The organism is Acinetobacter sp. SwsAc6, assembly GCF_013391565.1.
GTDB lineage: Bacteria > Pseudomonadota > Gammaproteobacteria > Pseudomonadales > Moraxellaceae > Acinetobacter > Acinetobacter cumulans.
In genome coordinates, this window is the sequence record NZ_JACAXE010000022.1 from 44906 (window position 1) to 59401 (window position 14496).

Genomic DNA, 14496 nt, shown 5'->3' on the forward strand with positions numbered 1-14496 from the left:
TGTTTCAAATTATGTTCTGTTCAATTTACAAATCGAGCAAAAAAGACGAAATGTATATTTACATTGCTCGTCAGGAAATCAAAGAAAACCAAGAGCCAGCAAATCCGCTCGAAGTTTTGCCTGAAGCAGTGCGTACCGCATTTGGCCGTGCAACTTTTGTTATGGATTTGGAGTTGAGTGAATCACGTAAATTGGCACGTGTAAATGTGCTTCATGTGATGGATTCAATTGTTACGAAAGGGTTTTTCCTACAAATGCCTCCAGAAGGCTTAATTGACCCTAATGCAGTTGCGCCAGAAGGCCTGCGCGGTGCTTAATTAAAATTCAGGAGTTGTGAAATGGATAGTTTATGGGCTGTATTAGACTCAATTCCTGAAGATAGCATAGCTGTCACGGTATATTTGCTCGGTAGCTTTATTGCGCTACTGTGCTGGTATGGCGTGGCGAAACGCTTGCCGAAGCTCTTGGGTGGCATGACATGGATTATCATGTTTGCCATTCTATTGACGCCAACGGTATCTGAAGGAAACAATGCCTCGATTGCGCCAGCAATTTTTGGTTTGCTTTTTGGTGTGTTAACCAAAGACCAAGCTTTAGTGTGGGCAAATTTATCGCTTATTCTCTTTGTATTGGGTATTTGTATGGTACTTGGCTACTTATGGTCAAAATATACCGCCAACAAAGCCTCAAATGTTGTTCACAATAAAACTTCACCGCTTTAAAGTAAAAAAATAAAGGTTATGACATGTCTGTTGAAAATCAGCAATTTAATGGCACGGCTCAATATATCGCTACGGATAGCTTAAAACTTGCAGTGAAAGCTGCGCGTTCTCTTCAAAAACCATTGCTTGTAAAAGGCGAGCCTGGCACAGGTAAAACGCTACTCGCAGAACAGGTTGCTGAAAGTTTAGGTCTTAAGCTGATCACATGGCATATCAAATCAACCACAAAGGCACAGCAAGGCTTGTATGAGTATGATGCTGTTTCACGTTTACGTGATAGTCAGTTGGGCGATGACCGTGTGTACGATATTAAAAACTATATTAAGCCAGGTAAATTGTGGGAAGCATTTACCAGTGAAGAGCGCTGTGTTTTATTGATTGATGAAATTGATAAAGCAGACATCGAGTTTCCGAATGACTTATTACATGAACTCGATAAAATGTCGTTTTATGTCTATGAAACGGGTGAAACCATTACAGCGACCCAACGTCCGATCGTAATCATTACTTCAAATAATGAAAAAGAACTACCAGATGCATTCTTGCGTCGTTGTTTCTTTCATTATATTGAATTCCCAGATGAAACCACGATGCGTGAAATTATCGATGTACACTTCGAAAATATTTCTGCAACATTGGTCAATGAAGCTTTACAGGTATTCTTTAAATTACGTCAAATTCCGGGCCTAAAGAAACCACCTTCAACCTCTGAATTGATTGATTGGTTGAGCTTGTTGATGGCAGATGATATGCCTGAAGATATTTTGCGCAATACAGATAAATCAAAATCAATACCACCACTTTATGGTGCGCTGATTAAAAATGAGCAAGATGTACAGTTGCTAGAACGTTTGGCATTTATGTCACGTCGTTAAGCGATGAAATAAAAAACAAAAGCTGGAATGTCCAGCTTTTGTTTTTTAATAGATGACTGATGAGAAGCCTGTTGTATTGTTTAAAATATGCTGAATGGTGAGTTACAGCTTGCCACTTTACTTATAAAAGTGATTTTGAATAATATTGAAGAAAAGGCTACCGTTCAAAAGATATGTACTTCACAAAATTGACCCAAAGAGCTTGGGTGTGATTGTATGATCTGTTTAGACTCACTATAAATTTAATGGATTTTATTCGCCTATGTTTGTGCGATTGTTTTATACCCTTCGAAAATACGGCGTTCCTGTTTCTACACGTGAGCTGATTGATCTAAATGAAGCTGTGGCAGCAGGTTTGGTATTTGCAGACCAAGATGAGTTCTATCAGCTTGCAAAAACTGTCATGGTGAAAGACGAACGCTTCTTTGATAAATTTGACCGTGCAATGAAAGACTATTTTGATGGTATATCGACCTTTGATTTAGATGAATTGCTCAATCAGGTGCACAAATTACCCAAAGAATGGTTTGATTTGGAGTTGCTTGAAAAGCACCTCACACCAGAACAACGTGAAGAACTCAAAAAAGCAGGTTCGCTCGAAGAACTGATGAAAATGTTGGAAGAACGCTTGCGTGAACAACATAAAAAGCATCAGGGTGGTAATAAGATGATTGGTACGGGAGGCACATCACCTTTTGGTGCTTTTGGTGATCATCCTGAAGGTGTACGCATTGGTGGTCCTGGGCGAAAACGTTCCGCGGTTAAAGTGTGGGAGCAACGCCAATACCGTAATTTGGATGATGACCAAATTTTAGGTAGCCGTCAGATGCAAATGGCGCTGCGCCGTTTACGTAAATTTGCCCGTCAAGGCGCTGCCGAAGAGCTCGATATTGATGGCACGATTCGTGAAACTGCCAAACAGGGCATTTTAGATGTGCAATTGGTGCCTGAGCGCCGTAACCGTATTAAAGTGCTGATGCTGTTTGATGTGGGTGGCTCGATGGATGCTCACATTGCCCAATGTGAAAAACTCTTTTCAGCAGCCAAAACCGAATTTAAAACCCTTGAATATTTTTATTTCCATAACTGTTTGTATGACTATGTTTGGAAAGACAATATCCGTCGTTCAAATACGCGTATGAATACATGGGATTTGTTTAATACCTATGGGCGTGACTATCGTGTGATTGTGGTTGGTGATGCCAGCATGGCGCCGTATGAGTTGAACTCTGCTGGTGGTTCAGTCGAATATATGAATGATGAAGCTGGTAATGTATGGTTGCACCGCCTGCGTAAGCATTTTGATAAAACGGCTTGGCTAAATCCAGAAGAAGATAATTATTGGCATTACACACAAACCATTGGTCAAATCAAACAAATCTTTGAGGATCACATGTATCCAATGACCTTAAAGGGTGTTGAGGATATGACTAAGTATTTAGCACGCTAGGTATAAGTTGGTCATTTGCTTGTAAGAAGTTGCAAGTTTTGTGAACTACTTTGAATAATATATATATTTTGACTTGTTGTGTTTGGTCGAAATTCGTTAGTATCAGGTCAGTATTTTTTCGCTCTTTATGCTCAGGGGTTTTTTATGAATCATCTAATTAATGGCATTGCCTTACCAAATGAAGAGGGCTTCTTTGGTAATTATGGTGGTCAGTTTATTCCACCTGATTTAAAGCAAGCGATGGATGATATTAATGTTGCTTATCAGGAGATCCGCCAAACTGCGGAATTTCAAGATGAATTAAAAGAGCTATTCGCTCACTATGTAGGTCGTCCGAGTCCGTTATTTCATGCAAAACGCTTGTCTGAGAAGTTAGGTGGTGCACAAATTTATTTGAAGCGTGAAGACCTCAACCATACAGGTGCACACAAAATTAACCATTGTTTAGGCGAAGCACTGCTTGCTAAATATATGGGTAAAACTAAAGTGATTGCAGAAACAGGCGCTGGCCAGCATGGTGTAGCACTTGCAACTGCATGTGCTCTTGTGGGTATTCCTTGCGAAATTCACATGGGACAAGTAGATATTGAAAAAGAACATCCAAACGTGGTGAAAATGAAAATTTTAGGTGCAAACCTAATTTCAGTCACACGTGGTACAGCAACACTTAAAGATGCAGTGGACAGTGCTTTTGAAGAATATCTAAAAGATCCGAAAAACTTCATTTATGCAATTGGTTCTGTGGTTGGTCCGCATCCATTTCCAATGATGGTACGTGATTTTCAGTCGATTATTGGTGAAGAAATTAAAGTTCAAACCAACGAACGTTTTGGTGCAAACCCTGACTATGTGGTTGCATGTGTGGGTGGTGGTTCAAATGCAGTGGGTGCATTTACGGCATTCTTAAATGAGCCAAATGTAAAATTGGTGGGTGTGGAGCCCGCAGGCCATGGTCTAGATACAGACATGCACTCAGCAACTTTAACCTTGGGTAAGCCAAGTCAAATTCACGGTATGGCATGCTATGTACTAGAAGATGAAAAGGGTGAGCCTTTACCTGTGCATTCGATTGCATCTGGTTTGGATTATCCGGGTGTAGGGCCTCAGCATAGCTTATTAAAAGATTTAGGCCGTGTTGAATATACGACTGCAACAGATCAAGAATGTTTAGATGCATTTATGACACTATCACGTGTTGAAGGTATTGTTCCAGCATTGGAAAGTTCACACGCAGTAGCTTGGGCTTTACGTGAAGCACCAAAACTAGCTAAAGACGTCAAAATCGTTGTAAACGTTTCAGGTCGTGGTGATAAAGATGCTGATTATGTTGCAGCAAAATTAGGCTTAAATTAATCTATATTCCTAAATAGACTTAGCTGAGCATCTTCTTTGGTGGGTGTGTAAAGTTTTAATAGTGTATTTAAATTATCCCAGTTTTTGACTGGGATATTTTTTTGCACATATTTTTTATAAAAATCATGGTTAAAAGTAGAAGGAGCTTCTTGTGGGATCAAATTTGGATATAGCGCAAAAATAACGGCTTTTGTATCTAAGAGTTCGGCAATCGCACTGGCAATTTCTAGATTAATTGTGCGCCTATAAGTATGCAGTAAATCATCATTCTTCATGTCAACCATAAGTTGTTCGAGCTCAGCAATTAAACGATTGAGCTGAGTGACTTTAAGTTGGGTGGTGTTGAGTGTATTCATAATAGGTATATTTCTAGTTATGTTCTTTTAATGTCTATTGAGTGTAATTTATTTGTCATTACAAAAACGGTTCATTTAAATAAAATCTCTGAAAAGTCAGAGATTTTAGGCGAATAGACTTTTTAACCTGAAATATATTGCTGAAGTTGTTCGATCAATTTGTGTTGATCATCCATGGCAGCTTTCACTAAATCTCCAATAGAAATTAGGCCAAGGAGTTGATCATTTTCAACCACTGGTAAGTGACGCAGATGTTTATCTGTCATCAGTTCTAGGCAGTCTTCTACAGTTGCATTTCGAGTTACGGTAAGTACTTTTGCAGTCATAATTTCACTGACGGTGGTATCAAAAGATTTACGGTGCATAAGGGCAATTTTGCGTGTGTAATCACGTTCAGAGAGAATGCCTGCAACTTGGCCATTTGTTTCAGTTACTACAATGGCACCAATGCCTTTTTCGGCCATTAAACTAATGGCATCAAGTACAGTTGCATCTGGATGTATGGTGTAAACAGTTTGAAAAGCTTTCTCTTGAAGTACTTGAGCTACATTCGTCATGATCTTTGTATTCCATATTTAACGTTATTATTAGTTTTAAAGTATCGTGGATTGCATAAAAATCCAATACCAAGATATGCATAAAATTATTGTGTGATATCTCTATCTTTAAGCTATCACAAATTGGCGTGGCGTAAAGAAAAAATGTCGCATTTGTGCTGTGGTCAGCTTAAATTTTTTATTTGCTGTATACAGTGCTGGTGTGGCATGTATACGCGTGAGTGTAGGGAGTAAAGCCACTTCAAAATCTTGAGGGGTTATTCTTTTAGGTGTGTAATGTGGCCAATGTTTTTTAGCATAGCGATGTGCTTGTAAGCCGTTAAGCCAAAATGGGAAGATATAATCTTCTCCATCATTGCTCATTGCCCATCCGTCTCGATAAAGTCCCCAAAGCACGCCACAATACATCATGGTTTTTAAAATCGTAATTTTAAAAAATAGCTCTTTAGAAATTGGGTGAAAGGTGTGCATCTGAAATCTGTCTAACTGTAGTTGGAACATCGGATTATTTTAATGGTCAGAGATGAAACTAGTGTTTAAGCTTAGCCAAAAAAGCGTAAGTAAATGTGTATTTATGAAATTTCAAGATAAAAAAAACGCCACCTAGGTGACGTTTTATTAAGCCTGCATGGTGGCCATCTTTTCCCAATATTGGGCTTTGTAGGAATCACGTTCTACACGAAAACCTTGATAATAAAGTTCTGCTAAAAACATCGCTGCTTTACCGTGGCCTGCGCGTGCTGCTTGCTCTAGTTCTGTTACCGCGTCAATGAAATTCATTTGTGATTGAATTGTATTTACCGCATTTGCATAAACATGTTCTAGTTCATGTTGAGAGATTTGTTGAATCATATAAAACTCCTTATTGTAATTATGATCACATCTTATATAGGTCGATTGATCCTACTTGATGCATACTCAATATAACTAAGTATTGTTAAACTAATATTACAAAATATGGTAATTGTCAAATAAAAATAAAAACCTATCTTGCTGAGTTTGAGTTTACGTGATTAAACAATGATCAGTTTGATTATTTATTAATATAATTAGTGAAAATAATTAAATAACAAGGAGAACAGCACATGAGTCGTACTTTAGACGGTTTAAGTTTTGATATGCCTCCGTCAGCGGAGCAAGTGATCGCACTCGCTCACTTGCATCGTACAAAATTGGATGAAGCAATTTTTCATAATGAAATTCATTTGGGAGAATTTGGGTTAGCACAGCGTAAGCGTGTATATGACTTTACACGTGAACTTGATGTACCTCAACGAGAGGCTTTTTATCAAGTTTACAATGGTGAGTTATTAAGCATTGCAGATGACGATGATCTTCATCCTGCCGAAGCAGAAGGCGGGTTGAGTATATTTGCGATGGTTGTGGTCTTGGTGATCATTGCTGCAATTTTATATTTCGCGGTTATTCGCGCCGTTGTTTAACAAAATAGTGGCTAAATTTAGTCTTGTTGGTGTCAAAGTCTACAGCTTGTACAAGAAAACAGCAGTGTGACTTGAACTTCATCTAACTCCTCCATACACTACTTTTAACTCGAGGTAGTGTATGACTATTGATTTAGAAAAAATTCTTCAATTTAAAACCAATCTATCGAAAATAAAGTTAGAGCAAATTTATAATTATTCGATTGCTACGATTGTTGCGCTCATTTTGTGTGTATCTAGTTTTGCCTTAACTCGTCCCATCTCAGTTCAAAAATTTCATAATGTGGTGTTGTTATCAGAGCAACATAGTTATCCGCTCACTCAGGAAATGGCTGAAAATCTTAAGCAACAGCGCCAAATTAGTATGCGTCAGTACCTTCGCTTAATGCATGCCTATCAACAGGAGTCAGTGCGTGCGCACCAACTCCCTGATGCTTTAGAGGAAAGTCTTTAGGATTTTGGTTTGATGCGAGTATTGTCACTCGCTGTCGATGTAAGGTTTTCGTCTAATATGCCTTGTAACTCATCTTGATCAAGCGTTGGAGAAACAATAACAATTGTCATATTGTCTGCGTGTAAGTGTTTACGTAGTGCGTTTTCAATGTCTTTGACAGTTAAACTGGCCAGTAATTTCGGATATTGACTGAGATAGTCTGCTGGTTGTCCATAAAATCCCAACAAGCCAAGCTGGGCATTAATGGAAGCATTACTGCTGTAGTTGTTGGGATAAGCACGTAACATACCCGCTTTGGTATCTTCTAATTGCTTACGGTCGATAGGCTGTCGAATAAATTCTGCAAAGGCTTTATGGGCAACTTTTATGCTGTCCATGAGTTGATCTTGGCGTGTAGAGTAACTGAAGCTAAATACACCGGGTGCTTGACTGAAACTAAAACTACTATAGGCACCGTATGTATAGCCTCGTTTCACACGAAGTTCTTGCATTAAAATTGAGTTAAAGCCTCCGCCACCAAACATTCGATTGGCAACTTCTAGGGCCAATCGATCTGGATCGTTTCGTGTGGTACCAATATGACCGAAAGTGATGTGGGCTTGAGTTGACTGGAATGGTATATGCTTAATCACAAACTTATCGGTGATTAGTGGCTGTGCTAATTCACCCGCTTTTGTACCTTGTGGTACGTGGCTAGAAATATACTCTGCAAGTTTCTGTGCTTCTTTCGTGTCCAGTTTTCCTGTAATCGCAATATTCATATTCTGTGCGACTAAGAATTTATCGCGGAACTGTTTTAAGCGTTCTGGATTAATACGTTTAATACTACCGTTGGTGCCTGTAATGGGCTCAGCATAGGGGTGAGTTCCATAAACACTTCGATAAAACTGAATGCCCATTAAGCGACTTGGATTTTCTTTAAGTTGTTGCTGGCCAGCTTGATTATTACTTACAGCTAAGCTGAGACTGTTATTTTTAAAGGTCGCATTATTTAAGATTTCAAGCAACATGTTGAGTGCAGGTTCGCGTTTTTTAGAGTCTGAAAGTACACGTAGGTGCACCACGAACATATCTCTATATGCTTGAATGCTGAATCTGGCACCTGTTTGTTCAAATACACTGGCAATTTGAGTCGCATTATATTTCTCAGTGCCTTCACTCATGAGTCTTGCGGTCATACTGGCTAAGCCGCCAAGCCCATTGGCAATTTCCGTATCGCGTGCAGCGCCCGCATTAAAGGTAAGTTGTATGTCCACCATTGGTAGGTCTTGAGACTCTACGAATAAACTGCGTACCCCATAACGATTTTTGAGCTCATGTACATAAGGTGCTTGATATTCAGTTGCGGTATTTAAGTTTTTTAAGCTTTGTAAAAGTGGAATAGACTGTAACTGATTTGGTGAGAGGTCAAGATTCTCTTCGTTATTTAGAAAATCTTCTTCTGAAGAAGCGTATACAGCATGATTGAGTCCTGCGCTAAACACGAGAGCCAATAACAAGCAAGATGTTTTATTGAACATATTGGCATCCATTATTTAGAAGGTTGTTCTGGAGTGAGGTACATGGTGGTTAAGTTGTCACGAACGAAATATGTGTTGGCAACCTTTTGCACATCTTGTGGGCTGACATTTTCGTAGTAGCGAGGTAGCTCATCCATCAAGCGAAAGCTCAAATCATTGACTTCAAGATTACCAATCATTTTGGCTTGACCGACAATATCGTCTTGGTTGTAAATCATATTGGCAATAAATTTGGTACGTATACGATCCATTTCAGTGGCATCAATTAATTCATTTTTGAGTGAATCTATTTCAGCTTGTATGGCTTTTTGTGCATTTTCTAGCGATACCCCTGAGGCAGGCATAGCAGAAATACTAAATAAGCTATCACCGCGGTTATAGGGGTCATAAGAAACACTTAAAGTAGTTAAAACTTTCTTATCACGGATGAGGCGTTCTTGTAGGCGAGATGAAATACCGCTATCAAGTAAATTGCGGATGATGTTGAGCACATAAGCATCTTGTGGATTTTTAGCTGAGCTTAAAGAGTGTACATTCCATGCCATATATAAATTAGGAATTTGCACATTATTGCTTAATTCTAAATGTCGATAACCTGGACGTTCAAATTCTAAGACATCATTTCGGGGTGGTTGCTTTTGTGCAGGAATATCACCAAAGTATTTTTGGACTTGTAGTAATGCCTGTTCTGCATTGACATCCCCAACAATAACTAAAATTGCATTATTAGGCGCATACCAAGTCTTGTACCATTGCTTTAAATCATCCAGTTGGATGTTTTGCAGGTTTTTCATATAGCCAATCACAGGTTGGCGATAGTGACTGGTCGGATAAGCCAACCATTTAAAACGTTCAAAAGCCCATGAACGCGGATTATCATCTGTACGCTGGCGACGTTCTTCCATTACGACCTTAATTTCAGGTTCAAAGTCAGATTGCTTAAGTTTTAAGTTACTCATGCGATCAGCTTCAAGCTCTAAAGCCATTGGAAAATAGGTTTTAGGGTAAAGTTGGTAGTAATTGGTGTAATTGGTAAATGTCGCAGCATTAATACTACCGCCGTATAAACGGCTTAAGCGGGTAAATTCATCATTGGGTACTTTATTTGTACCTTTGAACATCATGTGCTCAAGTACGTGGGAAATTCCTAAAAGATTACCTGATTCATCTGTACTGCCGACTTTGTACCAGATATGCGTCATGACCATAGGAGAGCGATGGTCTTCACGAATAATCACTTTCAAGCCATTTTTGAGCGTTGTTTCAAAAGTTGTGCGGCTGAGCTGACTACGAGAATCAGCATGTGTTATTGAGCACATCAAACCCGTGCCCAATAAACTGGTCAAAAGAAGAGCTCGCGAAGCGCGATTTAAAAAAGATTGAAAATAAAGAGTGCGCACAAGCGATTCCAAATAAGCATGTGTGGTAGAGCACTATTTTTAATAAACCTAAGAAGAAACACAAGGATAGCCCTGTTGTTTTTTAGCATGCAGTGGAATGCAAGCAGACGAATGGCTAAAAAACTGGGAACTTATGTTAGAATCGTTGTTTTTAACGCAGTGCTTTTCAAGGATTCGGCATGCAACAGCAATCTAATGGGCAAAATAAATTTTTGATTGATGCTGATTTTGGGGATGATGATGTCACATTACCGAGCTTAGCATCCGTTAATGTGCCAATTGTAGAAACTCCGAAAGCGCCAGCTCCTGTTTCTGAGCCTGTAGCACCAGAAGTAGCAGAAGTAGAAAAAGAAGCCCCACAAGGTGGATTCTTCAGTCGTATGAAAGAGGGTTTAACCAAAACCCGTAAAAACCTTGCAGATGGAATGGTTAACATTCTGATCGGTGGTAAAGAAATTGACGACGAATTATTGGAAGAGGTTGAAGAACAACTTCTCGTTGCAGATATTGGTGTAGACGCAACAAAAACGATTATTGCAAACCTGACTGAACGTACAGCACGCGGTGATTTGATTTATTCTCATTCATTGTATAAAGCACTTCAGGAAGAGCTAGTTGCATTACTTGCACCACGTGTAAAACCATTACATATAGATCCAAATAAAAATCCGTATGTAATCTTGGTTGTGGGTGTCAATGGTGTAGGTAAAACCACCACAATTGGTAAGTTAGCAAAACGCTTACAGGGCGAAGGTAAAAAAGTCATGTTGGCGGCGGGTGATACCTTCCGTGCAGCGGCAACTGAACAGCTTCAAATTTGGGGTGAGCGCAATAATATTGCAGTCGTTGCGCAAGGCCATGGTGCAGATAGTGCATCGGTGATTTATGATGCTTTTGAAAGTGCTCGTGCTAAAGGTGTAGATGTCTTAATTGCAGATACTGCGGGACGTTTACATAACAAAAGCAACCTCATGCAAGAATTGACTAAAGTTAAGCGTGTAATGCAAAAAATTGATGCAACAGCACCACACGAGGTGATGTTGGTGGTTGATGCGGGTACAGGTCAAAATGCCATTAATCAAGTTGAAATGTTTGATGAAGCTGTAGGTCTTACAGGTTTAACCATTACCAAACTTGATGGTACTGCAAAAGGTGGCGTATTGTTTAATATTGCAAGCCGTACACATGTGCCTATTCGTTTTATTGGTGTTGGTGAAAAAATTGACGATTTACGTCCATTCTCGGCAAAATCATTTGTAGCTGCACTTTTTGAAACTGATAAATAAGCATCAAACATTTGAAACAGGCTTGAAAACCATAAAATTCAAAATGTGTGATATTTCACACAAACTCCGCCTAGTGCGGAGTTTGTTTTTTTTAAGGGTGCTAAGCGATGGAAAAACAAACGGATTAGTAAAAAGCAACTCAGTTCTAAAGGTCAAAATTTATTACACTAAGCTGATCAATACATTGTTGTTGTGATTTTATTTTTGGGGGATTCACTATGGCACTGTTGAGCAAGATTAGTCATGTACTAACAGCAGATATCACAAAAGATTTTAAGCTTAAGAAAAAAGATGTAGAAGTGTCAGAAGAGCAGACATTTGTAGATCAGCTAAAAAAACGTCGTAGTATTTATGATCTAGGTAAACGAGTTCACTTTAGTCAAGCATACATTGCAGAACTTATTCAAGAATCTGTACGCAGTTGCCCATCGGCCTATAATTCGCAAAGTACGCGTATCGTTGTGCTTTTTGGTGAGTCACATCAGCAGTTTTGGGGCATCGTACGAGAAGTTGAGCGCCGTAATGTGCCCATCAGCGTATTTGAGGGTGTTGAAATGAAAATTGCAAAGTGTGCTAATGCTTTTGGTACGGTTTTGTTTTATGAAGATCAAGCAGTAATTCAGCAATTACAGAAAAAAGTTCCATTTAGTGCCAGCGATTTTCCGGTTTGGTCAGAGCAAACATCGGGTATGGCTCAGTTCGCAGTTTGGACTGCATTGGCTGATTTAGGTATAGGTGCATCTTTACAGCACTATAATCCAATGATTGATCAAGCTGTTAATCAGCATTTTGATATTCATTCAGATTGGCTCATGCGGGCGCAACTGGTTTTCGGTTCTATTGAGGGCTCAATTCCAGAAAAAGAAGATCGAGAAGATCACGAAAGTTTCCGTATCTATGCATGAGTTTTTTGTTCGAGCGGTATGTCTATACCGCTTTATCTGTTAAAAATAATTATTAAATAAAAATAAAGCTTTAACCGTGCTTACTTTTACTAAAGTAACTTGGGTGTTCTAAAAATGATACGTAATGTCATAAATTTGGTCATTTCGAATTCATATAAATCCTCTATGATGAGCATATCTAATATTTGCGATACAAAAACAAGAGGGTTCAAAATGTCTTTTCTAGATAAAATTAAACAACGCCGTACTATTTATGCGATTGGTAAAAACCTGTCGGTTGATCAAAAGGCTATTGAAGAGACAATTCAAGAAGCAGTACGCCATAGTCCTTCATCTTTTAACTCACAAACTTCTCGCGTTGTGACCTTATTTGGTGAATCACATACGCAATTTTGGAATATTGTACGCGAGACTTTACGTCAAATCGTTCCAGCTGAAGCATTTGCAGGAACTGATGCAAAAATTAGTAGTTTTGCTGCTGGGTTTGGTACGGCATTATTTTATGAAGACCAAGCGACGGTAAAAGCACTACAAGAGCAATTTGCTTTATATGCCGATAACTTCCCAGTATGGTCAGAGCATTCAACAGCAATTGCACAGTTTGCTGTATGGACAGCATTAGCAGAACAAAACATTGGTGCATCTTTACAACATTACAATCCAATTGTAGATGCAGAGGTTGCTGCTAAATTCAATATTCCTGAATCGTGGAAGCTACGAGCACAATTGGTATTTGGTTCAATTGAAGCACCTGCTGGTGACAAAACATTTATTGATGATTCTGAACGCTTTAAGACATTTAATTAATATTCACAAATCAGATGAATAAAAGTTCAAAGTAGAAAGTTAAATCAATACATTTGCTTTGAATGCTTAACATCATAAAAAGGAGTGCTTATGCACTCTTTTTTATGCGTAGAAAATCATTGTCATAAAGTTGTCATTTATACATTGCATAGTGCATCTAAAATTGAATAGAACAGCAAGAGTATAGACATGGTTTTTAAAATTGTGGCAGGTATTGGCGCATTCGCAATAAGTAGTATCGCTTTTTCAGCAGTCACACTTTCAGTTCCTGAAGAAATTAAGATAGTTGCTATCAATGATCAAGAAATTGGCACTAATTTTTTGCGATCGAATAATAAAATAAAATTAAATGCTGGAACGAATGTAATCGGTGTCCGTTATAGTGGTTACTATCAACATCCAGACAATTCACATGACATTTTAAAATCAGGCGTCGTCACAGTAAAAACACCAGCTTTAACAGATGGTAATAATTACAGCTTGGCATTAATTAATCCTCCACAAGATTTTGACCAAGCAGAAAAATATAAAGATGAACCAATCATTGGTTTATATGACCAAAACAAACAATTATTGGTTCAGCAAGCCGGTGCTAAAGCTAGTAAATCATGGCTGAGTTCGGTATTTTCAGATTCAGATACACTGGATGCAACACAAATACCGCCTCAAGCACATCAACCAGCACCAATTTATACTTCTCAGACTACCCAAGCCACTCTAAATTCAAACGTATCAACACAGACACTTATTCAGAGTTGGCAACATGCAACAAAGCAAGAAAGACAAGCTTTTATGACTTGGCTGGCAGAACAGAGTAATTAAGCGCTATTTCTCGTGGCTTAAAGATAAACAAAGTGATTGAAAGTCGGACTCTTCCGACTTTTTTATTACATGACTGAATAATGAAGATGCCAAGATACAAATAATGTGTTTAATTGTGCTTTAAAAATAGGCATAATTTTTGAAATATACAGTTTTAGGTTGAAAAATAATCGAACAATTCAGTATTTCTAATTAATTTAGAAATAGGGGTTGCGCTTGTTTTAAATCCGTATAGAATACACCACATCAACACGATGAACGAAACGAAATGTTGCGCTAAGTTGTTGAATTTGTTGCTGATGAGGCACAAATAGATCATTAAGAGATTATGAAGAACAACTTGTGTGGATTTTTACTGGTTGATCAATCGAATATATTTTCATTGATAATTGGTAGAAATTTCTCGAAGTTTATTTGAGTAAATATTTGTCAGTAATTGATGAGCCAAGATTGGTACCCTTTAAAGGTACTATTGATTTTAAACTGAAGAGTTTGATCATGGCTCAGATTGAACGCTGGCGGCAGGCTTAACACATGCAAGTCGAGC

17 protein-coding genes and 1 rRNA gene are annotated in these 14496 nt (G+C 38.5%); 12 read left to right on the forward strand and 6 right to left on the reverse strand.

Translation table 11 applies throughout. The features are described 5' to 3' along the window. Nucleotides 1-11 precede the first annotated feature (11 nt). The 5 genes from HYG93_RS13740 (at nucleotide 12) to trpB (ending at nucleotide 4400) form a co-directional block, all read left to right on the forward strand. Nucleotides 12-317 (forward strand): YcgL domain-containing protein, encoded by a 306-nt coding sequence (locus HYG93_RS13740; protein ID WP_106986676.1) that lies wholly within the window; start codon nucleotides 12-14, stop codon nucleotides 315-317. A gap of 21 nt (nucleotides 318-338) precedes the next feature. Continuing rightward, a complete protein-coding gene (locus tag HYG93_RS13745) occupies nucleotides 339-722 on the forward strand; it encodes a hypothetical protein (RefSeq protein ID WP_106986677.1) in 384 nt (127 codons plus the stop codon). 23 nt (nucleotides 723-745) lie between these two features. After that, entirely contained in the window at nucleotides 746-1597 is an 852-nt protein-coding gene (locus HYG93_RS13750) for a MoxR family ATPase (protein ID WP_106986678.1), read from the forward strand. Nucleotides 1598-1859: 262 nt separating this feature from the next. Next, nucleotides 1860-3047: a VWA domain-containing protein gene (locus HYG93_RS13755; protein WP_106986679.1), complete on the forward strand. Its 1188-nt coding sequence runs from the start codon at nucleotides 1860-1862 to the stop codon at nucleotides 3045-3047. A gap of 144 nt (nucleotides 3048-3191) precedes the next feature. Further along, the gene (trpB, locus tag HYG93_RS13760; protein ID WP_106986680.1) at nucleotides 3192-4400 is read left to right on the forward strand and encodes a tryptophan synthase subunit beta; all 1209 of its coding nucleotides are present in this window, start codon (nucleotides 3192-3194) and stop codon (nucleotides 4398-4400) included. Here trpB and HYG93_RS13765 read toward each other — a convergent pair. From HYG93_RS13765 to HYG93_RS13780, 4 genes are all read right to left on the reverse strand, one after another. After that, nucleotides 4397-4756, reverse strand: a complete 360-nt coding sequence (locus tag HYG93_RS13765; RefSeq protein ID WP_106986681.1) for a hypothetical protein — start codon at nucleotides 4754-4756, stop codon at nucleotides 4397-4399. The two genes, trpB and HYG93_RS13765, sit on opposite strands and share 4 nt — an antisense overlap. 122 nt (nucleotides 4757-4878) lie before the next feature. After that, the gene (locus HYG93_RS13770) at nucleotides 4879-5313 is read right to left on the reverse strand and encodes a CBS domain-containing protein (protein ID WP_106986682.1); all 435 of its coding nucleotides are present in this window, start codon (nucleotides 5311-5313) and stop codon (nucleotides 4879-4881) included. Nucleotides 5314-5421: 108 nt separating this feature from the next. Then, a complete protein-coding gene (locus HYG93_RS13775; protein ID WP_106986683.1) occupies nucleotides 5422-5784 on the reverse strand; it encodes a DUF2750 domain-containing protein in 363 nt (120 codons plus the stop codon). 147 nt (nucleotides 5785-5931) lie between these two features. Beyond that, nucleotides 5932-6165, reverse strand: a complete 234-nt coding sequence (locus tag HYG93_RS13780) for a hypothetical protein (protein WP_106986684.1) — start codon at nucleotides 6163-6165, stop codon at nucleotides 5932-5934. 233 nt (nucleotides 6166-6398) lie between these two features. On the opposite strand from HYG93_RS13780, the gene HYG93_RS13785 reads away from it, so the two are divergent. After that, nucleotides 6399-6755, forward strand: coding sequence for a hypothetical protein (locus tag HYG93_RS13785; protein ID WP_106986685.1), 357 nt, complete (start codon nucleotides 6399-6401; stop codon nucleotides 6753-6755). Between the two features lie 121 nt (nucleotides 6756-6876). Further along, entirely contained in the window at nucleotides 6877-7209 is a 333-nt protein-coding gene (locus HYG93_RS13790) for a hypothetical protein (RefSeq protein ID WP_106986686.1), read from the forward strand. On the opposite strand, the gene HYG93_RS13795 is transcribed toward HYG93_RS13790, so the two are convergent. Together HYG93_RS13795 and HYG93_RS13800 are read right to left on the reverse strand one after the other, a co-directional pair. Continuing rightward, nucleotides 7206-8729: a pitrilysin family protein gene (locus HYG93_RS13795; protein WP_106986687.1), complete on the reverse strand. Its 1524-nt coding sequence runs from the start codon at nucleotides 8727-8729 to the stop codon at nucleotides 7206-7208. The genes HYG93_RS13790 and HYG93_RS13795 overlap by 4 nt on opposite strands. Nucleotides 8730-8740: 11 nt before the next feature. Then, complete coding sequence (locus HYG93_RS13800) at nucleotides 8741-10048, reverse strand: pitrilysin family protein (RefSeq protein WP_106986692.1); 1308 nt, start codon at nucleotides 10046-10048, stop codon at nucleotides 8741-8743. A gap of 260 nt (nucleotides 10049-10308) precedes the next feature. Here HYG93_RS13800 and ftsY point away from each other — a divergent pair, with 260 nt between their 5' ends. The 5 genes from ftsY to HYG93_RS19250 form a co-directional block, all read left to right on the forward strand. After that, complete coding sequence (gene ftsY / locus HYG93_RS13805; protein ID WP_106986688.1) at nucleotides 10309-11415, forward strand: signal recognition particle-docking protein FtsY; 1107 nt, start codon at nucleotides 10309-10311, stop codon at nucleotides 11413-11415. Nucleotides 11416-11633: 218 nt separating this feature from the next. Beyond that, on the forward strand, nucleotides 11634-12320 hold the full coding sequence (locus HYG93_RS13810) for a nitroreductase family protein (RefSeq protein ID WP_106986689.1): 687 nt from the start codon (nucleotides 11634-11636) through the stop codon (nucleotides 12318-12320). A gap of 213 nt (nucleotides 12321-12533) precedes the next feature. Next, complete coding sequence (locus tag HYG93_RS13815; RefSeq protein WP_106986690.1) at nucleotides 12534-13127, forward strand: nitroreductase family protein; 594 nt, start codon at nucleotides 12534-12536, stop codon at nucleotides 13125-13127. Nucleotides 13128-13316: 189 nt separating this feature from the next. Then, a complete protein-coding gene (locus HYG93_RS13820; RefSeq protein WP_106986691.1) occupies nucleotides 13317-13949 on the forward strand; it encodes a DUF2057 family protein in 633 nt (210 codons plus the stop codon). A gap of 480 nt (nucleotides 13950-14429) precedes the next feature. Further along, a 16S ribosomal RNA gene (locus HYG93_RS19250) occupies nucleotides 14430-14496 on the forward strand; the annotation flags it as partial.